Below are 23,976 nucleotides of genomic sequence, written 5' to 3'. Positions count from 1 at the left end.
CGTTCAGTTGAGCGCGATCCGGATCGCCGCCGCGGCGGCCACCGGCGCCAGCACCAACGCCAGGACGAGGCCGGCGCCGAGCATCAGCAGCGCGCCGCCGGGATCCTGTCCCTGCGCCGCCAGCGCGACGCTGCCGGCCCCGAAGACCAGCACCGGCACGTACAGCGGCAACGCCAGCAGCGCCAATAGGATACCGGAGCGGCGCATGCCGACGGTTAACGCGGCCACCACGGCCCCGAGCAGGCTCAGCAGCGGCGTCCCCAGTGCCAGCGAGGCCAGCAGCGCCGGCAGCTGGGCGCGCGGCAACTGCAGCAGCTCGGCCAGCAGCGGCGCCGCCAGCAGCAGCGGCAGCGCGGTGGTGGCCCAATGGGTCGCGGTGCGCACCAGCACCAGCCACGCCAGCGGCACCGGCGCCAGCATCCACTGTTCCAGCGAACCGTCCTCGGCGTCCCCCCGGAACAGGGTGTCCAGCGCCAGCAGGCCCGACAGCAGCACCGCGACCCAGAGCACGGCCGCCGCCACCGCCGCCAGCACCCGGGCCTCGCCTCCAAGCGCCAGCGCGAACAGCACGATCACCAGCAGCGCGAACAGCGCCGGCTGCAGGGCGTCGCCACGGCGGCGCCACAGCAGGCGCAGGTCGCGCAGCACCAGCGCCCTCGCGGTGCCGGCCAGGGTGGGGGCCGCGTCCATCGCTCCGGCTACCCTGCGGTCCGCCGGTCGTCGCGGGCCGCGGGCCGGTCTGCCGTCGCCATGGCCGCGACCGTCCGGTGGAGCGGCGGGTGCGCCTGCTCCAGCACCAGCGTGCGGGTGCGCACAGGCGGCGCGGCATAGGCGCCGTGGGTGGTGACCAGGGCCGCGCCGCCGTCCTCCAGGTGCGCCCGGACCAGGCGGTTGACCAGATCGACGCCCTCGAGGTCGAGGTTGGCGTAGGGCTCGTCCAGCAGCCACAGCGGCGCCGGCGACAGCCACATGCGCGCCAGCGACAGCCGCTTCTTCTGGCCGGCCGAAAGCTGCCGGGCCGGGGTGTCCTCGTAGCCGGCCAGTCCGACCAGCGCCAGCGCCGCCTCCGGTGCCCGCCCGGGGCGGCGACCGTGCAGCCCGCACAGGAACGCCAGGTTCTCGAGCGCGCCCAGGTCGGCCTTGAACGCCGGCAGGTGCCCCAGGTAGGCGATGGTGCGGGCGCGCGCGCCGGGGCTGGCGCGACGGCCGTCCACGGCGATCGTGCCGGACTCGGCGTGCAGCAGCCCGGCCAGTACCCGCAGCAGGGTGGTCTTGCCCGCGCCGTTGCCGCCGCGTATCAGCAGCGCTTCGCCGCGGGCCACATCGAGGTCCAGCGGGCCGAACACGGGAACGTCGTTGCGGGAAAAGCCCAGGCCGCATGCGGCGAGCAGGGGCGGCGGCGGGGAAGCATCGGACATCGGGTCACTCGCGGCCGGGGGGCGGCCGACGGGAGTCGGGGGCGACCGCCGGGGCCGGCGGGCCCGCGCATTGTATCCACTCGACGCAGGGATGCAGGTCCAGGCTTTCCGGCCGCTCGCGATACATGCGCATGCCGACCCGCCCGCCGCGCCGCCAGTGCAGGGCGCCGAGCTGGCCGAAGCGCAGTGCCAGCGCATCGAGCGCGGCCTGCCCGATGCCGGCGATCAGCCAGCCGGGTTCGCGCCATACGCCGTCCGCCGCCGCGGCCGAGCCGGGCAGGGCGCGCCAGCCCGCGGCGCGGAGGGCCCGCGCCAGTCGTGCATCGGCGCTGCGGTTCTCGGGCTCGGCGAGCGGGCGTGAGCCGGGATTCCAGGCCGAGAGCAGGCCGAAACAGGCGATGCCGGGCAGCGCGGCATCGATGGCGGGCGCGGATTCGCCGATGCGCAGCGGCAGCCAGCGGCCGCCGACCCGGCAACGGTAGACCGCTTCGAGGTAGGCCCGCTGCAGCCGCGCCGCTTCGGTTTCGTCCGGGAATGCCGCCACGGTTACACTCCGGCGCTGTCGTTCCGGCAACAGGGTAACCAGACCTCCGATGAAACCCGAGACCAAGCTGCCGCGGGTGGGCACCACGATCTTCACGGTGATGTCGCAGCTCGCCGCGGCGCACGACGCGGTGAACCTGGGGCAGGGCTTCCCGGATTTCCCGGTGCCGGGGCGTTTGTTGGAGGCGCTGGAGCGGGCGATGCGCGCGGGCCACAACCAGTACGCGCCGATGACCGGGATCGCGCCGCTGCGGCACGCGATCGCGGGCAAGCTGGCGCGGGTCTACGGGGTTGAGGCGGACGCCGACGCCGAGATCACGGTGACCAGCGGCGCCACCGAGGCGATCTTCGACGCGGTGCACGCGGTGGTGCGCGCCGGCGAAGAGGTGATCGTGCTGGATCCGGCCTACGACTGCTACGAACCTGCGATCGAGCTGGCCGGGGCCCGCGCGGTGCACGTGCCGCTGCACCCGCGCACGTTCGCACCGGACTGGGACCGGGTGGCCGCGGCGATCACCCCCGCCACCCGGATGGTGATGATCAATTCGCCGCACAATCCGTCCGGGGCGATGCTGTCGGCCGCGGACCTGGAAACGCTTGCCGGGCTGCTGCGCGACACCGGGATCTGGCTGCTGTCGGACGAGGTCTACGAGCACATCGTGTTCGACGGTGCGCGTCACGAATCGGTGCTGCGCCATCCGGAACTGCGCGAGCGGGCCTTCGTGGTGTCGAGCTTCGGCAAGACCTACCACTGCACGGGCTGGAAGCTGGGCTATTGCGTGGCGCCGCCGGCGCTGTCGGAGGAGTTCCGCAAGATCCACCAGTACAACGTGTTCTGCAGCTTCGCGCCGGCGCAGCACGCGTTCGCGACGATGCTGGAGGCGGAGCCGGAGCACGACGAGCGGCTCGGAGCGTTCTACCAGGCCAAGCGCGACCGCTTCCGGGAGCAGCTGCTCGGCACCCGGCTGGTGCCGTTGCCGGTGCCGGGCGGGTATTTCCAGCTGGTGGACTATTCGGCGGTGAGCGAGCTGGACGATGCGGCGTTCTGCCGCTGGCTGACGATCGAGAAGGGCGTGGCGGCGATCCCGCTGTCGCCGTTCTACGCGTCGCCGCCGTCCGGCCAGCGCCTGGCGCGGCTGTGCTTCGCCAAGAACCAGGACACGCTCGACGCGGCGATCGAGCGCCTGCAGGGGTTGTAGGAGCGCCGCACCAGACAGTCCTCTGCGCAATACCCCCGGCCCGGGCGCCGCCGGCTCCGAAGCCCACGACCGGCTTGTCGACCGAGCACTGGGTGGCCGCGCGGGCGGGAGCCTGCCCGGCGCTCGCCATGGATGGCCCAAATCCGCCGGAGAGCGCCCGTCCTGGCGCCGCTGTCTCCAAAGCCCACCAGCCAAACTGTCCGGCTCGCCGTGCAGCACCCCAGTGCCGACGTGCTTGCCTCCGCGGTCCCGACCCGCGCGCCGCTGCCTCTCGAGGTCTGAACCAAATACCCGCTCGACTCCCATCACAAGCGAGCCCGATGCGCGCCCGGAGACGCAAACGGTCTAGGATTGGTCCATGGAAAACCTTCGCATCTCGCTGGTCCAGGGCATGACCCGGTGGCACGACCCGGCCGGCAATCGCGACTACTACGGCGAGCTGATCGCGCCACTGCACGGCTCCACCGACGTGGTGATCCTGCCGGAAACCTTCACCAGCGGCTTCTCCAACGAGGCCATCGACCGCGCCGAGACGATGGACGGGCCCACCGTGGCCTGGATGCGCGAGCAGGCGGCCGCCCTCGACGCGGCGGTCACCGGCAGCGTGCAACTGCGCACGGACGAGGGCGTGTTCAACCGGATGCTCTGGGCCGCCCCGGACGGTGGACTGCGACACTACGACAAGCGCCACCTGTTCCGGTACGCGCGCGAACACGAACGCTACAGCGCCGGCCGTGAGCGTCTCACCGTGGAATGGAAGGGCTGGCGGATCTGCCCGCTGGTCTGCTACGACCTGCGCTTCCCGGTGTTCGCACGCAACCGCTACGACGTCGAGCGCGAGGGCGCGCTCGACTACGACCTGCAGATCTACGTCGCCAACTGGCCCGCAGCGCGGGCCTACGCCTGGAAGACCCTGCTGCGCGCGCGCGCGATCGAGAACCTGTGTTACGTCGCCGGCCTCAACCGCGTCGGCCGCGACGGCAACGGCATCGGCTACGACGGCGACAGCGCGGTGATCGATTTTCTCGGCCATCCGGTCAGCGAGTGCACCGACGCCGAGGTGGTCAGCACCACCACCTTGCAGGCCGGTGAACTGGCGGCCCACCGCGAGCGCTTCCCGGCGATGCTGGACGGCGACGCGTTCGAACTGCGGCTGGAACGCTAGGCGGCGACGTTTCGGGGCCCCTGCGGATCGGGGTGAGGAGACCGCGCAGAGAGGAGCCGCCCGCAGCTCTTGGCCGCAGCGCCCAGGTACGCGGGCAATCCCCGTTCCCCGGCTCCTGGGTCCGGGGGATGTGGACGCGGCCGCTTTGCCGCGCTTTTTACAGGGCTTGATGTCTACTGGGGCTCCGGACCGCCGCGTCGCACCCAATGGGGACGGGCATGACCTTGTACGCGCGAGCCTCGGGCGTGCTCTTGCTGCTGGGGCTGGTATCCGCGTTGTTCGCCGCGCAGTCGCAGCCGCCGGCCGCGCAGATGGGTGGGGGCGTGCTGCTGATCGACATCGAGGGCGGCATCGGCCCGGCCACCAGCGACCATGTGCGCCGGAGCCTGCGCCGCGCGGAGGAGGAGGGCGCGCGTGCGCTGGTGCTGCGCATCGACACCCCCGGCGGCCTGGACGCCGCCACCCGCGATATCAACCGCGAGATCCTGGCCGCAGCGGTTCCGGTGATCGCCTGGGTGGCGCCGGCGGGCGCCCGCGCCGCCAGCGCCGGCACCTACATCGTCTACGCCAGCCACGTCGCGGCGATGGCGCCGGCCACCGCCCTGGGCGCGGCCACGCCGGTGTCGCTGGGCGGTGGCATGCCCGGTAGCCAAGGCCGCGGCGAACGGCAACAGCCGGGCGCGAACGCTCCGGGCGAATCGAAAGACGGCAGGGAACGCGACGCGGAGGGTGGTCCCGGACCCGCAGCGCGCCCGCCCGGCTCCGCATCCGAGCGCAAGGCGGTCAACGATTCGGTCGCCTACCTGCGCAGCCTCGCCGACCTGCGCGGCCGCGACGCGCAGTTCGCAGAGGCGGCGGTGCGCGAGGCGGCGACGCTCACCGCGCGCGAGGCGCGCGCGCGTGGCGTGGTGGAAATCGTGGCCGCCGATCTGGACGATCTGCTGGCGCAGGCAGATGGCCGCGAGGTCGCGCTGGCCGGGCGCAGCGCGGTCCTGGCGGTCGCAGGCCAGCCGGTGACCGAGCTCGCGCCCGACTGGCGCGTGGCGCTGCTGTCGGTGCTCACCGAGCCCACGGTCGCCTACCTGCTGCTGCTGGTCGGGTTGTACGGGCTGCTGTTCGAGGGCTACAGCCCTGGTGCCGTCGTCCCGGGAGTGGTGGGCGGGATCAGTCTGCTGCTCGGCCTCTATGCGCTGCAGGTGCTGCCGGTGAACTACGCCGGGGTCGCACTGATCGTGCTCGGGGTGGGGCTGATGGTGGCCGAGATGGCGGCGCCCAGCTTCGGAGTGCTCGGCATCGGCGGGCTGATCGCGCTGCTGGTCGGTTCGGTGATCCTGTTCGAGGACGCGCCGGGGTTCGGCGTGCCCGGGCGGCTGATCGTCTCCATCGGGCTGGCGAGCGGGCTCGCCTTCATGGGCGCGCTGTGGCTTGCCTTGCGGGCCAGGCGCAGGCCGGTGGTGACCGGGGTCGAGGAATTGCTCGGCCACGAGGCCGTGGCCACGCGCGACTTCTCGGGTCGCGGCCGGGTGCGCATCCGCGGCGAGACCTGGCAGGCGGATTGCGCCACGCCGGTGCGCGAGGGGCAGCGCGTGCGGGTGCTGGCGCTGGACGGCCTGGTGCTGCGGGTCGCGCCGGTCGGCGGCGGCACCGACCCACCACTCCACGGACCCAGCGAGGCCATGCCATGAACCTGATCGCTCTGTTTCCCGTTCTCCTGATCGTCGCGGTCGCGCTGTTCAGCGCGATCAAGATCCTGCGCGAGTACGAGCGCGCAGTGGTGTTCCAGCTCGGCCGCTTCTGGAAGGTCAAGGGGCCGGGGCTGATCATCCTGATCCCGGTGGTGCAGACCATGGAGCGCATCGACCTGCGCACGGTGGTGATGGACGTGCCCTCGCAGGACCTGATCTCGCGCGACAACGTGTCGGTGCAGGTCAACGCTGTGGTGTACTTCCGCGTGGTCGATCCGCAGAAGGCGATCGTCAACGTCGAGCACTACTACGAGGCCATCAGCCAGCTGGCGCAGACCACGCTGCGCTCGGTGCTGGGCAAGCACGACCTCGACGACATGCTGTCCGAGCGCGACAAGCTCAACAGCGACATCCAGACCATCCTCGACCAGCAGACCGACGCCTGGGGCGTGAAGGTGGCCAACGTCGAGATCAAGCACGTCGACATCAACGAAACCATGGTGCGGGCGATGGCCCGCCAGGCCGAGGCCGAGCGCCAGCGGCGCGCGAAGGTGATCCACGCCGAGGGCGAGAAGCAGGCGGCGGAGCAGCTGGTGGAGGCGGCGGTGAAGCTGGGCGAGGACCCGCGTGCGATCCAGCTGCGCTACCTGTCCACGCTCAGCGACATCGCCGGCGACAAGAACTCGACCATCGTGTTTCCGCTGCCGATCGAATTCATCGAGTCGCTGGTGCACGGGCGCAAGAAAGACTGACATCCCCCACCGTACCGAGGAGCCGTACCCATGGGACAGACCGCCGAGCGGGTCTACACCGAGCAGACCGACATCGACCGCATCGAGGCGCTGACCGCGCAACTGCAGGACGAGGCGAACGTGGAACTTTTGCTCGACAACGGGGGCATCGTGACCGGGGTGGTCGCGGTGCGGCCGGTGGTGCAGACCTTTCTCGGCCCCGGCGGCGAGGAGGGGCTGAACGCGTTGGCGCGCATCGACGACGCCCTGGAGCCTGGGCGCTCGCACTATGTCTGGCTGGGCGGCGTGCGCGAGGTGCGGCGGCTGGGAAGCCACTGAGGCGGTCGTCATGCCCGTGGGAGCGGCACCGGCCGGTGCCGGGCCGGAACGGTGGGCGAGCGGTTCCGATGGAACTGGCGGCGATGCCGGGCGTTGCTACCGGCGCCGGCCTTCGCGTGCATGGCACGCTCCTGCGCAGAACGCCGTGACCGGACCGGAGACTGCTGTAGGAGCGGCCCGTGGCCGCGAAGGCCGCCGATCCTTGCAGCCGCAGCGATGGCGGCGGCAGGGATCGCCATCGCCGGCAGCCGGGCGGGGGGCTAGCGGTTCCCGCCGCCGCCACCGCCGCCGCGGGGGCCGCGCGGACCGCGCGGTCCCGTTCCGGGGCCGGGGCGCTTGTTGCCGCCGGCGCGCGGCCCGCGCGGGCGGTCGCCGGGACCCCGGGCGGACGGGGTGGCGTGATCGGACGGGAAGCTCGGCGCGCCGCCGGGATGGCCATAGGGCTTGGCGGTGCGGGGATTGCGGCCCTTGCCGGCGCCCGGGCCGGCGCGGCCGGGCGCGCCGGCGCCGGGACCACTGCGGCCCGCGCCGCCACCGCCGGGGCCGCCGTGGGGGCGCTTCTTGCCGGACGGCTTCTTCGGCCCGCGGCCATCGGCGTTGCGGTGGCCGCTGGGGCCGGTGTCCACGCCCTCGGGCACGTACCAGCTGCGGAACGCCGCCGGATTTCCCTCGGGCAGCGGCTGCTGGCCCTTCTGCTTGCGCTGCTTGAACGGCTTCTGCGACTGCTTGGCGGCGGTCTCGCCGCTGACCGTCAGGCCGCCGTGGGGCTTGCCGCGGCCCCTGCCGCGGCCGCGATCCTCGCGCACGTGGTCGAAGCGGCGCAGTTCGCGGCCTTCGTCGGCGGTGCTGTGGCCGTTGACGTAGGCGGTGCCGCGTTCGTGCTGCGAAAGGTTCACCGTCGACTTGGCGGCCTTGCGCTGGCCGATCACCGGCTGCAGGGTCAGCGCCGGCGGCGGGCCGGCCTCGAGTTTCAGTTCGCGGCGCAATGCCTCGACCCGGGCGGCCGGCAGCTCCTGCGATTGCCCGCGCAACAGCGGCTGCGGCAGCGCCACCGCGCCGTAGCGCACCCGCTTGAGCCGGCTGACCTGGCAGCCCTGCGACTCCCACAGGCGCCGCACCTCGCGGTTGCGGCCTTCCTTCACCACCACCCGGAACCAGTCGTGCGAGTCGGTGCCGCCGATGCGCTCGACCTCGTCGAAACGGGCCGGGCCGTCCTCGAGTTCGATGCCGCGCGCCAGCCGCTCGATGGTGGTCTCGGACACGATCTCCTCGCCTTCGGGAGCGCGCACCCGGCAGACGTACTCGCGCTCGACCTCGTAGGAGGGGTGCATCATCGCGTTGGCCAGCTCGCCGTCGGTGGTGAGCAGCAGCAGGCCGGTGGTGTTGATGTCGAGACGGCCGATGGCGATCCAGCGCGCGCCCTTCAGCGACGGCAGCGCCTCGAACACGGTCGGGCGGCCTTCCGGATCTTCGCGGGTGGTCACCTCGCCCTCGGGCTTGTTGTACAGCAGCACCCGCGCCGGTTCGGTCAGCGCGGTGGCGACGAAGCTGCGGCCGTCGATGTCGATACGGTCGCCGCTGCCGACGCTCATGCCGACCTGGGCGGTCTGGCCATTGACCTTGACCAGGCCCTCGGCGATGCGTTGCTCTAGCGCGCGGCGCGAGCCGAGGCCGGCCTGCGCCAGCACCTTGTGCAGGCGCTCCTCGAGCTTCGACCCGGTGCTGCCGGGGGCGCCCTCGCGCTTGAGCGTGAGCTTGCGGCCGCCCCTGGGGTTCGGGCTGGATGGTTCTTTCATGATGTACTCCGTTCGCTGTCGCCGTCCGCGGCGAGGGCGTCGCGCTGGGTGTCGTCGTCTTGGGTGGTGACCGGGTCGCCATCGCTGGCGGCAGCCGGACCGGGAAGGCCATCGCGCTCGGCTTGCACATCCGCGCCGGCGGCATCAGCGCCTTCGCTGGCATCGGCGGCATCAGCGGTTTCGGCGACATCGGCGATGTCGGCGGGGTCTTCACCGGTGCCGTCCGCGGCATCTTCGGCCGGGAGGTCGCCGAGCGCCATGGCCTCGGCGTCCGGCTCCGCGGGATCGAACTTGAATTGCGGCTCCAGCTCGCCGAAGTCCTTCAGCTCGGACAGCGGTGGCAGCTCGTCCAGGCGCTTGAGCCCGAAATAGTCGAGGAAGGCCTTGGTGGTGCCGAGCAGCTCGGGGCGGCCGGGGATGTCGCGGTGTCCGACCACGCGGATCCACTCGCGCTCCTCCAGCGCCTTGATGATGTTGCTGTTGGTGGCCACGCCGCGGACCTGCTCGATCTCGCCGCGGGTGATCGGCTGGCGGTAGGCGATCAGCGCCAGCGTCTCCAGGGTGGCGCGAGTGTACCTGGTCTGGCGCTCGGTCCACAGCCGCGCCACCCAGGCGTGGACCTCGCCGGCGACCTGGAAGCGCCATCCGGAGGCCACCTCCACCAGTTCGATGCCGCGGTCCGCGCACCCGGCCTGCAGGGTCTCGAGCGCCTTCTCGACGGCGCCCTCGGGGGCCGGCTCGTCGAGGGTGAACAGGCCGCGCAGCTGCACCACGGTCAGCGGCTGGCTCGCCGCCAGCAGGGCGGCCTCGACGATGCGGGTGATCAGTTGCTGGTCCATGGAGTGTCTTCGGGCATGGGTCGTCTCGGGCTCGGTGGGGGTGGCGCCGGTCCGGCGCACCGGCGGTACCGCGTCAGCGGTCGGCGCCGGCGGGGGGCGGCGCGGGATCGGTCGCCGCTTCGTCGTCGAACTCGCTGCTCAGTTCGACCTGGTCGCCGCCGCTGGTCGCCAGCGACCTGACGTAGATCGGTGCCGGCGGGCGGCGCTCGCCGGCGGGCGCCTCGTCGGCGGCCTCCTGCACGATCTCGAGCAGCTGCTCCTTGGCCAGCTCGAGCAGCGACAGCAGCGTGACCACCACGCCCAGCTTGCCCTCGCGCGCCTCGAACAGCGATTCGAAACGGTGGAAGGCGCCGTCTCCCAGCCGGGTCAGCACCTCGCCCATCCGCTGGCGCACGCTCAGCGCATCGCGCTTGATCGCATGGCCGCTGAAGAGCTCGGCGCGCTTGAGCACGTCGTGCAGTGCCAGCAGCATCTCGCGCAGTTCCACCGGCGGCGGCAGCCGCACCGCGGCGCGGTCCGGCATGAAGGCTGCGACCTGGCTGGTGTCCCGATCCATCCGCGGCAGCGCGTCGACGTCCTCGGCGGCCTGCTTGAAGCGTTCGTACTCCTGCAGCCTGCGGACCAGCTCGGCGCGTGGATCTTCCTCCAGGCCTTCCTCGGCGGGTGGGCGCGGCAGCAGCATCCGCGACTTGATCTCGGCCAGGATCGCTGCCATCACCAAGTATTCGGCGGCCAGCTCGAAGCGCAGGTCCTGCATCACGCCGATGTATTCGACGTACTGGCGGGTGATCTCCGCCACCGGAATGTCCAGGATGTCGAGGTTCTGGCGGCGGATCAGGTAAAGCAGCAGGTCCAGCGGCCCCTCGAACGCCTCCAGGATGACCTCGAGCGCGTCCGGCGGGATGTACAGGTCCTGAGGGATCTGCAGCACCGGCTGTCCGTGCACGACCGCCAGCGGGATCTCCTGCTGCCGCGGATGCGATGGCGCCTGCTGGTCTTCCGGAACGGAAGCGGCTTCGGGTGCGGGTTGTGTCATTCGCTGTGCGGCCCCCTCCGGGCCTGCAGTGATTGCGGGTGGCGCGCGAACGGCTCGCGTGCCGGTATTGCCTGTCCGCGGGGCAGGGCGGTGCCGCGCCGGCTGCGGATCGGTTGCATCAACCACATCGGCCGGATGCCACGTGCGGCGGTCGCCGCATCCTGCTGCGGGCGGCGACGGCGGAAAGGGCATCGGGCGGGGCCGGGCGGGGGCAGCGAATCGGGCGTCGGCGGCGACGGCCGCTGCATCCGGCCTGTAACTGCCAGTTAGGTTACGGGCTCGCCAGGCGGCTGTCCAGCGGTCAGCCGCGGCGGGACCGCTACAATTCATCTCTCTCCCCGGGCGAGGGCCAGCCGGCCATGTGGTACGCGATCGAAGGCCATGACGGCGAGGACGTACTGGCGCAGCGCCAGCAGGCGAGACCGCAGCACCTGGCGCGGCTGGTCGCGCTGCGCGACGCCGGCCGGCTGCTGCTGGCCGGGCCGTGCCCGCGCACCGATGCCGACGACCCTGGCCCGGCCGGCTACAGCGGCAGCATCGTCGTGGCCGAGTTCGGGTCGCTCGAGGAGGCGCGCGCCTGGGCCGACGCCGACCCCTACGCCGAGGCAGGCGTGTACGTGCGCGTGGACGTGCGCCCGTTCCGGCCGGTGCTGCCGTGAGCGCGCAGGCCGGCCCGCTGCCGCGGGATCAGCGCATCGCCGCGATCCGGGCCGCGCTGGAGGCGGCGTTCGCGCCCGACCGGCTCGAACTCCGCGACGACAGCCATCGCCACGCCGGCCACGTCGGCGCGCAGGACGGGCGCGGCCATTTCCACGTCGAGATCGTCAGCGCCGCATTCGCCGGGATGCCCCCCATCCAGCGTCATCGCGCCGTCTACGCCGCACTCGGCGCGTTGATGGCCACCGACATCCATGCCTTGCAGATCCGGGCGCTGGCACCGGCGGAGCGGGAATAGGCCCGGCAGGGATCGGCCGTCGTGGGCCGAGCGGCTGGCGAACTGTGTTGCGGTGCAAAAAGCGCAGCGTCGGACGCCCGCCTGCAGCTCTTTCTGAAAACGATTACATTTCGAGCGGGCCCGCCGACCGTGAACCGCCGTGGAGGGACGGCACGATGAGACATTCCGCATCCGGGCGCCGCCTGGCGCTGGCGTTCGCCACGCTGCTGCTCCTGGCGCTCACCGCTCCCGCAGCGGCGCAGCGCGATGCGCCGCCGCGCAACGTGGTGTTCATCCTCAGCGACGACCACCGCCACGATTTCATGGGCTTCGTTCCCGGAGCGCCCGAGTGGCTCGAGACCCCATCGCTGGACCGCATGGCGGCCGCGGGCGCCCACGTCGAGAACGCCTTCGTCACCACGGCCCTGTGCTCGCCCAGCCGTGCCTCGATCCTGACCGGCCAGTACGCCCACCGCCACGAGATCGTCGACAACAGCTCGCCGATCCCGGCGGGCACGCGGTTCTTCCCCGAGTTCCTGCAGCGGGCGGGCTACCGCACTGCCTACGTCGGCAAGTGGCACATGGGCGAGGTGGACGACGCGCCCCAGCCAGGCTTCGATCACTGGGTGAGCTTCCAGGGGCAGGGCGTCTACGAGAATCCGGTGCTCAACGTCAACGGCAGGCGGGTACGGGCCGAGGGCTACACCACCGACCTGCTCACCGGCCACGCGCTCGACTGGCTGAAGCGGCACCGGGCACGGGAGCCGGAGACGCCGTTCTTCCTGTACCTGTCGCACAAGGCGGTGCACGCCGAGTTCGAGCCGGCGCCGCGCCATCGCGGCCGCCATGCGGGCAGGCCGATCCCCTATCCGCCGACGATGCCGGCCGCGGAGAACCGCGCCAAGCCGGACTGGGTGCGCGCCCAGCGCGACAGCTGGCACGGGGTCGACTACCTGTACCACGGCCAGATGGAGTTCGACGGCTTCTACCGGGCCTACACCGAAACCCTGCTGGCGCTGGACGAGAGCGTCGGCCGGGTGCTCGATTACCTGGAGGAGACGGGGCTGGCCGACTCGACCCTGGTGATCTACATGGGCGACAACGGCTTCCTGCTCGGCGAGCACGGCCTGATCGACAAGCGCAACGCCTACGAGGAATCGATGCGGGTGCCGATGCTGGCCTGGGCGCCCGGCTTCATCGCGCCCGGCTCGAAGATCGGCGCGATGGTGCGCAACATCGACATCGCGCCGACCCTGCTGGAGCTGGCCGGCGCGGCGGCGCCGATCGTCATGGACGGGCGTTCCGTGCTGCCGCTGCTGCGCGGCGCGCCGGCAGACTGGCCGCTGGAAATGCTGTACGAGTACTACTGGGAGGACGCCTTCCCGCACACCCCGACGGTGTTCGCGCTGCGCGACCAGCGCTACAAGTACATCTACTATCACGGTGTCTGGGACAGCGCCGAGCTCTACGACCTGCAGGCCGACCCGCAGGAGCGCAGCAACCTGATCCGGGACCCGGCCCAGCGCGACCGCGCCGCGGCGATGAAGGCCCGCATGTGGGCGCTGCTGCGCGAGACCGACGGCATGCGCATCCCGCTGAAGCCGGCCGGCGAATGGCGCGCCGACCAGCGGAGGCCGGAGTGATGGGCGCGGCCGGCCTCGCCAGGCCCTCGGCCGGTATCGTCCGTGGGCAGCGGCCATTGCTGCGGACCGGCGGTGCGGCGACGCTGTTGCTGGCCGGCTGGCTGCTCGGCGCCTGCGCACCGGATGCGCCGTCCGCGCCTATCGCAAACGTGCCCACGCCGGAAGGAATGGTGTACGTGCCCGGCGGCACCACCCGCATCGGCGCCGAGGACGGCACCGCGGACGAGCGCCCCGTATTCCTTGCGGAGGTCACCCCGTTCTTCATGGACGTCCACCCCGTCACCGTCGCCGAGTTCCGCGCCTTCGTCGAGGCGACCGGTCACGTCACCGAGGCCGAACGCCTCGGCGACGCCGGCGTCTACGATCCCGGCAACGGCGGCTGGCGACTGGTGCCTGGCGCGCACTGGCGCCGGCCGATGGGGCCGGAGGCGCCGAAGCCTCCGGACGACCATCCCGTCACCCAGGTGTCCTGGAACGATGCCGTCGCCTATGCCGCCTGGGCCGGCAAGCGCTTGCCGACCGAGATCGAATGGGAGCACGCCGCGCGCAACGCCCGCAACGCGCGCCACCCCTATGCCTGGGGCGAGGCCCTGGTCGAGGATGGCCGGCACCGCGCCAACACCTGGCAGGGCCCTTTTCCCGGCGGCAACACCGGCGAGGACGGCTACCTGTTCACCTCGCCGGTCGGCGCCTTCGGCGCCACCGAACTGGGATTGACCGACATGGGCGGCAACGTCTGGGAATGGACCGCCGACTGGTTCCGCCCCTACGCCGAGCGCGAGCGGCCGTACACCCCGGGGGGCGCCAGCGAAAGGGTTCAGCGCGGCGGCTCGTTCCTCTGCCACGTCAGCTATTGCCACGGCTACCGCGTCTCCGCGCGCAGCCGCTCCACCCCCGACACGGCGCTGTTCCACGTCGGGTTCCGGCTGGTGCGGGATGTCCAGCCTCGGTCCGGATAGCGTCGGCCGGGGGCACACGCGTGGTGCGCGTCGACGCGATCGATCCGCCGTTGTCGGCCCCGCGCCCCGATCCCGCCTGCGCGCAGGCCGCGACAAGGTTGCGGCGGGGCACAGGCTCGGCCGGCGACGCATGCTGTCCTGCAGCATGAACTGAACTGTGAAAACGATTACAGTCCGCGCGGACCGGTTCGGCCTGGGAGGGCGGGTGAGCGTCACGATCAAAGATGTCGCACGCGAGGCGAACGTCTCCGTCGCCACCGTCTCGCGCGCGCTCAACGGGCACGAGAACGTGGCCGAAGAGGTGCGCAAGCGCGTGCTCGGCGTCGCCGACCGGTTGCGCTACAGCCCGCACCACGCCGCCCGCAGCCTGAGCAGCCGCCGCACCCAGACCATCGGCGTGGTGCTGCCGGACCTCTACGGCGAATTCTTCTCCGAATTGATGCGCGGCATCGACCAGGTCGCGCGCGAGCGCGGCCTGCACCTGCTGGTCTCGAGCTACCACGGCAACCCCGAGGAGCAGGGCGCGGCGCTTCGCGCCATGCGCGGGCGGGTGGACGGCCTGCTGGTGATGTCCCCGTTCGTCGGCGAACGCGGTTTCCTCGAACAGAGCCTGTCGGCCGCGCTGCCGGCGGTATTGATCAACAGCGGTGCGGCCGAGGGACACCGCACGCTCAACGTCGACAGCTACGGCGGCGCGCTGTCGATGATGCAACACCTGCTGCAGGGCGGGCACCGCCGCATCGCCTTCATCGCCGGGCCCGACGACAACCACGATGCGCGCGAGCGCCTGCGCGGCTACCGCGACGCGCTGGAGCGCGCGCTGCCCGGCACGGCGCCGTGGGTGCTGCAGGGCGATTTCGACGAGGCTTCGGGCCATCGCGCCGGCGGCGAATTGCTGCGGGCCGCGCAGCGCCCCGACGCGGTGTTCGCGGCCAACGACATGATGGCCCTGGGCTGCCTGTTCGCCTTCAACCAGGCCGGGGTCGCGGTGCCCGGCCAGATCGCGCTGGCCGGCTTCGACGACATTCCGCTGGCGCGCTACGTGCATCCAGGGCTCACCACCATGCGGGTGGACATCGCCGACCTGGGCGGCAGGGCGCTGCGCGCGCTGCTCGACGGCAATGGCGGCGATCCGGCGCCCGGCCCCCGGTTGATGGTGCGCGAATCCAGCGGTGCCTCGCCGGAGGCGGCGCGATGATTTTTTGCGTGCGTGTGTAACCGCTTTCACGCGCTCTTGATCCCCCAGATTGTTTCTACCGAGACCCATTCCCCCGACCACGACCGCCCCGAGGGCATCCTCATGTACAACCGCACTCTGCGCCGCCGCAGCTTCTCCCGTTCCCTGCTCAGCTGTGCCCTCGCCAGCTGCCTCGCGCTCGCCGCCCCCACGGCGCTGGCGCAGGCGACCGGCGCCACCCTGCGCGGTCAGGTCTCGGCCGACTCGGCCCCGGCCGCCGGCGCGCGCGTCACCGCGACCAACGTCAACACCGGGCTCACCCGCAGCGTGCAGTCCAGCGCCGGGGGGCGCTACAACCTGGCGGGCCTGCCGCCGGGGACCTATCGGGTCGAGGTCGCCGCCGACGGACAGACCACCACCGAGACGGTCACCTTGCAGGTGGGCCAGACCGCGACACTGGACCTCGGCGTCGGCGGCGTGGCCGAGACCGGCCCCCAGCAGGCCACCACCGATCTCGACACGATTACGGTCACCGGCACCATGCTCGCCGAGACCCGGACCTCGGAAATCGCCACCTACGTCTCGCAGAAGCAGATCGAGGCGCTGCCGCAGGGCACCCGCAACTTCCTCGCATTCGCCGATACCGTGCCGGGCGTGCAGTTCGTGCAGGACAACAACGGCAACACCCGCCTGCGCTCCGGCAGCCAGGCTGCGAGTGCGGTCAACGTGTTCATCGATGGCGTCGGCCAGAAGAGCTACACCCTGCCCGGCGGCGTCGCGGGGCAGGACTCCACCCGCGGCAATCCGTTCCCGCAGTCGGCGATCGGCGAGTACAAGGTCATCACCCAGAACTACAAGGCCGAGTTCGACCAGATCAGCAGCGCGGCGGTGGTCGCCGCGACCCGTTCGGGCACCAACGAGTTCGAGGGCAGCTTCTTCTGGGACCGCACCTCTTCGGACTGGCGCCAGATGACGCCGGCGGAGGAAGAGGCGGGCGAGAAGGTCGATTCGAAGGAGGAGCAGTACGGCGCCTCGCTGGCCGGGCCGCTGATCCGCGACCGGTTGCACTTCTTCGTCGCCTACGAGGCCAAGGACTATGTGACCCCGAGGACCGTGGAGCTCGGCAACGAGAGCAGATACGACATCGCCGACGTGCCGGCGGAGCTGCAGGCCCAGCTGGGACCGACGAACTCGCCCTTCGCGCAGGACATGTTCTTCGGCAAGCTGAGCTGGTCGATCAACGACTACAACTTTCTCGAGTTCACGGGGCAGCTGCGCGAAGAGGACGAGATCATCGGCGTTGGAGGGCAGAACGCGCCGTCCCGGGCCACGGTCAACGCCAACGAGGTGACCCGTTACGACCTGCGCTGGCAGTTCAGCAACGAGGACTGGCTCAACGATGCCCACCTTACCTTCGAGGATACGTCGTGGGCACCGCAGGCCGTGGCCGACCAACCGGGCTACGCGCTTCGGGTGTCGGAGCTGTCGCCGACCGATCGCGAGAACATCGCCGAGGTCCTGAACGCGGGCGGTAGCCCGAACAGCCAGGACAAGGGACAGGAAGGCTGGGGCTTCCAGAACGACCTGACCTTCTTCGGGTGGGAGGGCCACACTCTGAAGATGGGAGTGAAGTACAAGGACGTCGAGGTCAACGCGATCGAGCGGCACTTCTCCAACCCGATGTTCTACTACGACATAGGGACGAGCACCGAGCAACCGTACCGGGTCGAGTTCGGGACCGGCATTCCCGGCACCTCCGAAGGCTTCACGACCTCCTCCAACAAGCAGTTCGGCATCTACATCCAGGACGATTGGGAGGTGAACGAGCACTTGATCCTCAATCTCGGCGTGCGCTGGGACTACGAGGAAACCCCGACCTACGAGGACTACGTGACCCCGGCGAACGTGGCCGCCGCGCTGCGCGCCTGGCCGAACCTGCAGGGCCCCAACGTCGACTACGACATCGAGGACTACATCAGCGACGGCAGCAACCGCGACGCGTTCGACGGCGCCTGGCAGCCGCGCGTCGGCTTCTCCTACGACGTCAACGCCGACCAGCGCTTCGTGGTGTTCGGCGGCGCCGGACGCGCCTACGACCGCAATCTTTTCGACTACCTGCAGATCGAGGTCAACCGGGCGTCGTTCGCCCGCTACAATGCCTACTTCGTCGACGCGGACGGTCAATGCAGGAACGAGGGCGGCTGCCTGGACTGGGACGAGGCCTACTACGATCCGGATGCACTGCAGCAGTTGGCCCAGGGCCTGACCACGGGCCGGGAGTGGTACCTCAACAACAACGACCTGAAGGTTCCGTATTCCGACCAGCTGAGCCTGGGCGTGCGCAACGTCTTCGGCATGTTCGGCCAGGAGTGGAACAGCGAGGTGGCGCTGTCGCACGTGCGCAGCAAGGACGGCATCGTGTTCCGGCTGGGAAACCGTCGGGAGGACGGCAGCTTCTACGAAGACCCCGGCGATACCTCCGGTCCGCCTTGGGGCTTCCCCTCGCCGGTCGGTACCGTGCTGCTGGTCGACAACATGGGCGAGACCCGTACCAATTCGCTGCTTGCCAAGCTCGACAAGCCCTTCACTCCCGATTCCGGATGGGGTGCGACCTTCGCCTACACCTACACGGATGGGGAACAGAACATCGCGGCCGAGGGTTGGCCGGAGATCTTCTCGCAGCGCGACACCGGCATGATCGGCTGGTTGCCGGCCCGCGGCGTCGCCGAGCACCGCTTCGTTGGCACCGGGATCTGGGACGGGCCGTGGGGCGTGACCTGGTCCGCCAAGCTCACCCTGGAAAGCATGAGGCCTCGCGTTGGAGAAAACTGTCTGGCCGGCTGGGACATGTGCCGGTGGGATTCCTACAAGCCTGACGGCACCCTCGGGTTCAAGCAGTTCGATGTCGCCGCTACCAAGACCTGGAATACCGGTACGGACATCAGCTTCTACGTGCGCGCCGATCTCCTGAATGCCTTCAACTGGCGCAACTGGAACAGCTACGACGACTGGTGGGGAAGCATCGACGGACCCAATGAGAACTTCGGCGACCGCAACCTCGACATCCAGCTGCCAACCCGTTCGTTCAAGCTCTCCTTCGGCGTCAACTGGTAGCGTCGCAGCCCATCGGCCGCTCGCATGCGGGCGGCCGATTTTCTAGACTGTCGATGTAAACGATTACACAGAGGCCGAGGAAGCGATGCGAAGTGGTCGAAGCGGGTGGTGGCGCGGCTGTGCGCTGGTGCTGGTGCTGGTGGTCCTGGCCGGTTGCCGGCGCGAGGAGCCCGAGGTCGAGCCGCCGCGCCCCGGCCCGATCGCCGAGGTCCCCGAGGCACCGCCGACCGAGGCGCCGCGGGAGGAGCCGCCCGGCCCGCCGCAACTCCCGCCGCTGTTCCGCGACATCGAGAAGCGCACCTTCCAGTACTTCTGGGACACCACCAACGAGCTCAACGGGCTGACCCCGGACCGCTTCCCCTCGCGGCCGTTCTCGAGCATCGCGGCGGTCGGCTTCGCCCTGACCGCCTACCCGATCGGGCTGGAGAACGGCTGGATCAGCCGCGAACAGGCCGTCGAGCGCACCCTGACCACGCTGCGGTTCTTCCGCGACGCGGCAATGGGGCCGGAAGAAGAGGGCCGCACCGGCTACAAGGGCTTCTACTACCACTTCATCGACATGGACGACGGGCACCGCTACGAGCCCTGGGTGGAGCTGTCCAGCGTCGATACCGGCCTGCTGATGATGGGCGTGCTGTTCGCGCAGAGCTACTACACCGGCGACGACGAGCGCGAACGGGAGATCCGGGAGATCGCCGACGAGCTGTACCGGCGCGTCGAGTGGCCGTGGCTGCAGCAGCGCCCGCCGCTGATCTCGATGGGCTGGTACCCGGAGAGCGGGTTCATCCAGCACGACTGGACCGGCTACGACGAGGCCATGCTGGTCTACATCCTGGCGCTGGGCTCGCCCACGCACCCGGTCGAAACGGAGGCCTGGGAGACCTGGACCCGGACCTACGACGAGAGCTGGGGCGTGTTCCAGGGCCAGGAATACCTGAGCTTCGCCCCGCATTTCGGCCACCAGTATTCGCACACCTGGGTGGACTTCCGCGGCATCCGCGACGCCTACATGCGCGAGCGCGGGATCGACTACTTCGAGAACAGCCGCCGCGCGACCTATGCGCAACGGCAATACGCGATCGAGAACCCGATGCAATGGGAAGGCTACGGCGAGAACGTCTGGGGCCTCACCGCCAGCGATGGCCCGCAGCGCACCGACCAGGTGTACCGCGGCGAGGAGCGCGAGTTCCGTCACTACAGCGCGCGCGGGGCGGGCCTGGCCGTGGCCTTCGACGACGGCACCATCGCGCCGACAGCGGCAGTGGCCTCGATCGCGTTTGCGCCGGAGATCGTGATCCCGGCCACCGAGGCGATGCACGAGCGCTACGGCGAGCACCTGTTCTCCAGCTACGGGTTCCTCGACGCCTTCAATCCGAGCTTCGACTACGACGTGCCGCTCAAGACCGGCCGCATCGTCCCGGACCTGGGCTGGGTGGCCAGCGACTACATCTCGATCGACCAGGGGCCGATCCTGGCGATGATCGCCAACTACCGCAGCGATTTCGTCTGGAAGGTGATGCGGAACAATCCCTACATCCGCGAGGGCCTGCGCCGCGCCGGCTTCACCGGCGGCTGGCTGGAGCAGGCCGAACAGGCCGACCAGGCGGCGGAAGCAGCGGCCGATGCCGCACGGGAAGCGGGCAGCGGGCCTGATGCCGGGACAGCCGGCACGGCGGCGGAAGCGGCGCCCGCCGGCTCACGAGCCCCGGCCCTCGATCTGGAAGGCAGCGAGGCGGAGAGCGGCGCCACCCGCGGCGTGCAGTAGGCTGGCGCAATGCAGGAGCCCGGCAGCCATCCCCACCACGTGCCGCATGAGCGGCAGCCGGAACGATGGAAGTCTCGGCGCCCGCGTGGCCGGGGTCGCGTCCCGGCTCCGGTTGGCGCGGCGGCATCGCGACTCCCGCCGCTTCCACCGGGTCTACGCTGCCTGTTCCTCCTTCCACGGGACCTGCGTTCCGTGTTCCTCCTCGCGCAGGATCTGCTCGCCCAGGGTCTGCGCTCCCTGATCTTCTTCCCGCGCGGTCTGCGACGTGCGTCGGCCGCACAGGCGGTACGGGCACTCGTTGCCGGCTCGCTGGCGCTGCTGGCAGGCTGCGGCGGCGGCGACGGACGCACCGAGATCCGGTTCTGGGCGATGGGGCGCGAGGCCGAGGTGGTCTCGGAGCTGATCGTACAGTTCGAGCGCGAACATCCGGACATCCGCGTGCGCGTGCAGCACATCCCCTGGACCTCGGCGCACGAGAAGCTGCTCACCGCGTTCGCCGCCGACGCGCTGCCGGACATCTGCCAGCTCGGCAACACCTGGGTACCGGAATTCGCGGTGCTCGGTGCGCTGGAACCGTTGGGGCCCTACGTCGCGTCGTCAGCCGTGGTCGAGCCGGACGACTACTTCCCGGGGATCTGGCAGACCAACGTCGTCGACGGCGAGCTGCTGGGCGTGCCCTGGTACGTCGACACGCGGCTGTTGTTCTACCGGCGCGACATCCTCGCCGCGGCCGGTTTCGATGCGCCGCCGCGCACCTGGGCCGAGTGGGAAGCGGCAATGGCGGCGGTCAAACGGGAGGTGGGGCCCGACCGCTATGCGGCGATGTTGCCGCTCAACGAGTTCGAACAGCTGCTCTCGCTCGGACTGCAGCATGACGACCCGCTGCTGCGCGAGGACGGCACCCGGGGCAATTTCCGCAGCCCGGGCTTCCGCCGTGCGCTGGCCTTCTATGCCGGCATCTTCGAGCAGGGCTGGGCGCCGCCGATGTCGGAGACCCAGATTTCCAACGTCTGGGACGAGTTCGGCAACGGGCTGTTCACCTTCTACGTCTCCGGCCCCTGGAACATCCGCGAGTTCCGCAACCGGCTGCCGGCCGAGCTGCAGGACGACTGGGCCACCGCGCCGCTGCCCGGCCCCGATGGTCCCGGCGCGGGGATCGCCGGCGGCACCAGTCTGGTGCTGTTCCGGCAGTCGCCCAACAAGCAGGCGAGCTGGCGGCTGGTGGAGTTCCTGTCGCGCCCCGACATCCAGCAGCGCTTCCACGCCTTGATCGGCAACCTGCCGCCGCGGCGCAGCACCTGGGAGCACCCGGCGCTGCAGCAGGACGAATATGCGCAGGCCTTCCGCGATCAGCTGGAGCGGGTGAAGCCGACGCCCAAGGTGCTGGAGTGGGAACGGATCATGCAGGAGATGCGGCTGGCCAGCGAACGGGTGGTGCGCGGCGGCATGCCGCAGGACCAGGCGCTGCGCCAGCTGGACGCCCGCGTCGACGCACTGCTCGAGAAGCGGCGCTGGGTGCGCGATCAGGGCGTCGCGCCGTGAGGGCGGGTCGTCCATGATCCGCCCCGGCCTCGCCGGCTGGATGTTCGCCGCCCCCGCGCTGGTCGTGCTCGGGGTGTTCTTCGCCGTGCCGGTGGCCTCGGCGCTGCTGCTGAGCCTGACCGACTTCGACCTGTACGCGCTGGCCGACCTCGACAACCTGCGTTTCGTGGCGCTGGGCAACTACGCGGAGCTGCTGCGCACGGCGCTGTTCTGGAAGGCGCTTGGCAACACCGTCTACTTCGTGGCGGTCGGGGTGCCGGTGTCGATCGGGGTCTCGCTCGGCGCGGCGATGCTGCTCGACGCCAAGGTGGCGCGCTTCAAGCCGCTGTTCCGCACCGCGCTGTTCGCGCCGGTGGTCACCACCCTGGTGGCGGTGGCGGTGATCTGGCGCTACCTGTTCCATACCAGCTACGGGCTGGTGAACTGGGCGCTTTCGCATGTCGGCATCGCCCCGGTGGACTGGCTGGGCGATCCGCGCTGGGCGATGCCGACGATCATCCTGTTCGCGGTGTGGAAGAACTTCGGCTACAACATGGTGATCTTCCTGGCCGGCCTGCAGGCGATTCCCCAGGACCTGTACGAGGCCGCCCGCATCGACGGCGCCTCGCGCTGGCGCCAGTTCCTGCACGTGACCCTGCCGATGCTTGGGCCGGTGCTGCTGGTGGTCGCGGTGATCACCGTCTCCGGGTACTTCCAGCTGTTCGCCGAACCCTACGTGATGACCCGCGGAGATCCGCTGCAGAGCACGGTGAGCGTGCTGTACTTCATGTACGAGGAGGGGTTCATGTGGTGGAACCTGGGACGGGCCTCGGCGGTGGCGTTCGTGCTGTTCGCGATCATCCTCGCGGTCACCACGCTGCTGTTGCGGTTCGGGCGCCGCCGGGGGGCGCTGTGAGCCGCGAGCTCGGCACCACCCGGCTGACGGCGTTCGCCATCAACGCGGCGCTGGTGGCGCTGGCGCTGGTGGCGCTGGCGCCGCTGGCGTGGATGCTGTCGGTGTCGTTCATGCCGCGTGGCGAGGCCAGCGGCTTCCCGCCGCCGATGCTGCCGTCGGCCGCCACGCTGGACAACTACGAGCAGCTATTCGGGCGCGCCGGAATGGGGCGCTATTTCCTCAACAGCCTGATCGTGTCGGGGGCGATCACGGCCGGTGCGCTGCTGGTCAACACCATGGCCGGCTACGCCTTCGCCAAGCTGCGTTTCCGCGGCCGCGAGCGCCTGTTCCAGTTGCTGCTGGGGGCGCTGGTGATCCCGGCGCAGGTGGCGATGCTGCCGCTGTTCCTGATGATGAAGGGGCTGGGGCTGGTCAACAGCTTCGGCGCGGTGATCATCCCGGCCCTGGCGACGGTGTTCGGGATCTTCCTGGTGCGCCAATACGCGCGCTCGATCCCCGACGAGCTGCTGGAGGCGGCGCGCATCGATGGCGCGGGCGAGCTGCGGATCTTCTTCCGGATCGTGCTGCCGATGCTAAAGCCGGTGCTGGTGACGCTGACCATCTTCACCTTCATGGCGGCCTGGAACGATTTCATGTGGCCGCTGATCGTGTTGACCGACCAGGACAACTACACGCTGCCGGTGGCGATCGCGGCGCTCTCGCGCGAGCACGTGCAGGACGTGGAAATGATGATGGCCGGCGCGGTGGTCACGGTGCTGCCGGTGCTGCTGCTGTTCCTGCTGCTGCAGCGCTACTACATCCAGGGCCTTCTGCTCGGAAGCGTGAAGGGGTGAGCGAGCGCGCCAAGCAGATGCCCTGTCGGCACCTTCTGCGCTCGCGAACGCCCGGCCATGGACGGCCGGGCAGGGCGTCCCGAAGCCGGTCCTGTCGCGCCCTGGATGGCAGGCACCTGCAAGGTGCAGCGAGCGATGCCGTGCCGCAATGCAGCTGGAGTTCCAACGAATCGGAGAATGCTGAGCAATGACAATGAAGTGGTCGGCGGAAAAGATGGTGCGCGGCGGGCCGGATACGAAACGCGGCTTCGTTGCCCGCGGCTACTCCGTACGAGGTCGACAGTCCCGGGGGTCGTGGGATCGACTCCAGACATCACGCCGGCGCTCTTCCCATCAGGTCACCCGGAAAGTTCGGAGGCGCGG

Annotated in this window: 21 protein-coding genes; 15 read left to right on the top strand and 6 right to left on the bottom strand. The window is 70.5% G+C overall.

Annotated features, from left to right (window positions below; translation table 11 throughout):
* Positions 1-3: 3 nt before the first annotated feature.
* From ccmB to QFW77_RS01445, 3 genes are read right to left on the bottom strand one after another with little or no spacing between them, the layout of a single operon-like run.
* On the bottom strand, positions 4-690 hold the full coding sequence (gene ccmB, locus QFW77_RS01455; RefSeq protein ID WP_280572378.1) for a heme exporter protein CcmB: 687 nt from the start codon (positions 688-690) through the stop codon (positions 4-6).
* Between the two features lie 8 nt (positions 691-698).
* Entirely contained in the window at positions 699-1,418 is a 720-nt protein-coding gene (ccmA, locus tag QFW77_RS01450; RefSeq protein WP_280572377.1) for a heme ABC exporter ATP-binding protein CcmA, read from the bottom strand.
* Between the two features lie 4 nt (positions 1,419-1,422).
* On the bottom strand, positions 1,423-1,962 hold the full coding sequence (locus tag QFW77_RS01445; RefSeq protein WP_280572376.1) for a DUF3293 domain-containing protein: 540 nt from the start codon (positions 1,960-1,962) through the stop codon (positions 1,423-1,425).
* Between the two features lie 49 nt (positions 1,963-2,011).
* Between QFW77_RS01445 and QFW77_RS01440 the strand changes: the two genes are divergently transcribed.
* From QFW77_RS01440 to QFW77_RS01420, 5 genes are all read left to right on the top strand, one after another.
* Entirely contained in the window at positions 2,012-3,160 is a 1,149-nt protein-coding gene (locus QFW77_RS01440; RefSeq protein WP_280572375.1) for a pyridoxal phosphate-dependent aminotransferase, read from the top strand.
* 358 nt (positions 3,161-3,518) lie between these two features.
* A complete protein-coding gene (locus QFW77_RS01435; protein WP_280572374.1) occupies positions 3,519-4,325 on the top strand; it encodes an amidohydrolase in 807 nt (268 codons plus the stop codon).
* A gap of 218 nt (positions 4,326-4,543) precedes the next feature.
* Positions 4,544-6,010, top strand: a complete 1,467-nt coding sequence (locus QFW77_RS01430) for an NfeD family protein (protein WP_280572373.1) — start codon at positions 4,544-4,546, stop codon at positions 6,008-6,010.
* Entirely contained in the window at positions 6,007-6,762 is a 756-nt protein-coding gene (locus QFW77_RS01425) for a slipin family protein (protein ID WP_280572372.1), read from the top strand. The genes QFW77_RS01430 and QFW77_RS01425 overlap by 4 nt, the downstream gene beginning before the upstream one ends.
* A gap of 30 nt (positions 6,763-6,792) precedes the next feature.
* Positions 6,793-7,080: a DUF3247 family protein gene (locus QFW77_RS01420; RefSeq protein ID WP_280572371.1), complete on the top strand. Its 288-nt coding sequence runs from the start codon at positions 6,793-6,795 to the stop codon at positions 7,078-7,080.
* 260 nt (positions 7,081-7,340) lie between these two features.
* Here the strand turns inward: QFW77_RS01420 and QFW77_RS01415 are convergent, their stop codons facing one another.
* The 3 genes from QFW77_RS01415 to QFW77_RS01405 all read right to left on the bottom strand — a co-directional run bounded on the left by QFW77_RS01415 (position 7,341) and on the right by QFW77_RS01405 (position 10,751).
* On the bottom strand, positions 7,341-8,876 hold the full coding sequence (locus QFW77_RS01415; protein ID WP_280572370.1) for a pseudouridine synthase: 1,536 nt from the start codon (positions 8,874-8,876) through the stop codon (positions 7,341-7,343).
* Complete coding sequence (scpB, locus tag QFW77_RS01410) at positions 8,873-9,715, bottom strand: SMC-Scp complex subunit ScpB (protein ID WP_280572369.1); 843 nt, start codon at positions 9,713-9,715, stop codon at positions 8,873-8,875. Before scpB ends, QFW77_RS01415 begins: the two co-directional genes overlap by 4 nt.
* A 73-nt stretch (positions 9,716-9,788) precedes the next feature.
* On the bottom strand, positions 9,789-10,751 hold the full coding sequence (locus tag QFW77_RS01405) for a segregation and condensation protein A (protein WP_280572368.1): 963 nt from the start codon (positions 10,749-10,751) through the stop codon (positions 9,789-9,791).
* Positions 10,752-11,110: 359 nt separating this feature from the next.
* Between QFW77_RS01405 and QFW77_RS01400 the strand changes: the two genes are divergently transcribed.
* From QFW77_RS01400 to QFW77_RS01355, 10 genes are all read left to right on the top strand, one after another.
* Positions 11,111-11,410 carry a YciI family protein gene (locus QFW77_RS01400; protein WP_280572367.1) on the top strand — a complete coding sequence of 100 codons (300 nt, stop codon included), beginning with the start codon at positions 11,111-11,113 and terminating at the stop codon, positions 11,408-11,410.
* A complete protein-coding gene (locus tag QFW77_RS01395; RefSeq protein WP_425603242.1) occupies positions 11,407-11,706 on the top strand; it encodes a BolA family protein in 300 nt (99 codons plus the stop codon). Before QFW77_RS01400 ends, QFW77_RS01395 begins: the two co-directional genes overlap by 4 nt.
* 155 nt (positions 11,707-11,861) lie before the next feature.
* Positions 11,862-13,328 carry a sulfatase family protein gene (locus tag QFW77_RS01390; protein WP_280572366.1) on the top strand — a complete coding sequence of 489 codons (1,467 nt, stop codon included), beginning with the start codon at positions 11,862-11,864 and terminating at the stop codon, positions 13,326-13,328.
* On the top strand, positions 13,328-14,287 hold the full coding sequence (locus tag QFW77_RS01385) for a formylglycine-generating enzyme family protein (RefSeq protein WP_280572365.1): 960 nt from the start codon (positions 13,328-13,330) through the stop codon (positions 14,285-14,287). The genes QFW77_RS01390 and QFW77_RS01385 overlap by 1 nt, the downstream gene beginning before the upstream one ends.
* A gap of 205 nt (positions 14,288-14,492) precedes the next feature.
* Positions 14,493-15,485, top strand: a complete 993-nt coding sequence (locus QFW77_RS01380) for a LacI family DNA-binding transcriptional regulator (RefSeq protein ID WP_280572363.1) — start codon at positions 14,493-14,495, stop codon at positions 15,483-15,485.
* 102 nt (positions 15,486-15,587) lie between these two features.
* Positions 15,588-18,578, top strand: a complete 2,991-nt coding sequence (locus QFW77_RS01375) for a TonB-dependent receptor (RefSeq protein WP_280572362.1) — start codon at positions 15,588-15,590, stop codon at positions 18,576-18,578.
* Positions 18,579-18,663: 85 nt separating this feature from the next.
* Complete coding sequence (locus QFW77_RS01370; protein ID WP_331487837.1) at positions 18,664-20,343, top strand: glucoamylase family protein; 1,680 nt, start codon at positions 18,664-18,666, stop codon at positions 20,341-20,343.
* Positions 20,344-20,652: 309 nt separating this feature from the next.
* Positions 20,653-21,885: a sugar ABC transporter substrate-binding protein gene (locus QFW77_RS01365; RefSeq protein WP_444875212.1), complete on the top strand. Its 1,233-nt coding sequence runs from the start codon at positions 20,653-20,655 to the stop codon at positions 21,883-21,885.
* 13 nt (positions 21,886-21,898) lie between these two features.
* Positions 21,899-22,780: a carbohydrate ABC transporter permease gene (locus tag QFW77_RS01360; RefSeq protein ID WP_280572360.1), complete on the top strand. Its 882-nt coding sequence runs from the start codon at positions 21,899-21,901 to the stop codon at positions 22,778-22,780.
* Positions 22,777-23,613 (top strand): carbohydrate ABC transporter permease, encoded by an 837-nt coding sequence (locus tag QFW77_RS01355; RefSeq protein WP_280572358.1) that lies wholly within the window; start codon positions 22,777-22,779, stop codon positions 23,611-23,613. Before QFW77_RS01360 ends, QFW77_RS01355 begins: the two co-directional genes overlap by 4 nt.
* Positions 23,614-23,976 lie beyond the last annotated feature (363 nt).

Origin of the sequence: Luteimonas endophytica (assembly GCF_029887875.1) — a bacterium.
GTDB lineage: Bacteria > Pseudomonadota > Gammaproteobacteria > Xanthomonadales > Xanthomonadaceae > Luteimonas > Luteimonas endophytica.
The sequence above is the reverse complement of the archived record's forward strand: the minus strand, read 5'-3'. Positions and strand labels throughout refer to the sequence as shown.

Coding starts and splice junctions, on each gene's coding strand:
- ccmB (WP_280572378.1), bottom strand. CDS start 690: ATGGACGCGGCCCCCACCCTGGCCGGCACCGCGAGGGCGCTGGTGCTG.
- ccmA (WP_280572377.1), bottom strand. CDS start 1,418: ATGTCCGATGCTTCCCCGCCGCCGCCCCTGCTCGCCGCATGCGGCCTG.
- QFW77_RS01440 (WP_280572375.1), top strand. CDS start 2,012: ATGAAACCCGAGACCAAGCTGCCGCGGGTGGGCACCACGATCTTCACG.
- QFW77_RS01435 (WP_280572374.1), top strand. CDS start 3,519: ATGGAAAACCTTCGCATCTCGCTGGTCCAGGGCATGACCCGGTGGCAC.
- QFW77_RS01430 (WP_280572373.1), top strand. CDS start 4,544: ATGACCTTGTACGCGCGAGCCTCGGGCGTGCTCTTGCTGCTGGGGCTG.
- QFW77_RS01425 (WP_280572372.1), top strand. CDS start 6,007: ATGAACCTGATCGCTCTGTTTCCCGTTCTCCTGATCGTCGCGGTCGCG.
- QFW77_RS01420 (WP_280572371.1), top strand. CDS start 6,793: ATGGGACAGACCGCCGAGCGGGTCTACACCGAGCAGACCGACATCGAC.
- QFW77_RS01415 (WP_280572370.1), bottom strand. CDS start 8,876: ATGAAAGAACCATCCAGCCCGAACCCCAGGGGCGGCCGCAAGCTCACG.
- scpB (WP_280572369.1), bottom strand. CDS start 9,715: ATGGACCAGCAACTGATCACCCGCATCGTCGAGGCCGCCCTGCTGGCG.
- QFW77_RS01405 (WP_280572368.1), bottom strand. CDS start 10,751: ATGACACAACCCGCACCCGAAGCCGCTTCCGTTCCGGAAGACCAGCAG.
- QFW77_RS01400 (WP_280572367.1), top strand. CDS start 11,111: ATGTGGTACGCGATCGAAGGCCATGACGGCGAGGACGTACTGGCGCAG.
- QFW77_RS01390 (WP_280572366.1), top strand. CDS start 11,862: ATGAGACATTCCGCATCCGGGCGCCGCCTGGCGCTGGCGTTCGCCACG.
- QFW77_RS01385 (WP_280572365.1), top strand. CDS start 13,328: ATGGGCGCGGCCGGCCTCGCCAGGCCCTCGGCCGGTATCGTCCGTGGG.
- QFW77_RS01375 (WP_280572362.1), top strand. CDS start 15,588: ATGTACAACCGCACTCTGCGCCGCCGCAGCTTCTCCCGTTCCCTGCTC.
- QFW77_RS01370 (WP_331487837.1), top strand. CDS start 18,664: ATGCGAAGTGGTCGAAGCGGGTGGTGGCGCGGCTGTGCGCTGGTGCTG.
- QFW77_RS01360 (WP_280572360.1), top strand. CDS start 21,899: ATGATCCGCCCCGGCCTCGCCGGCTGGATGTTCGCCGCCCCCGCGCTG.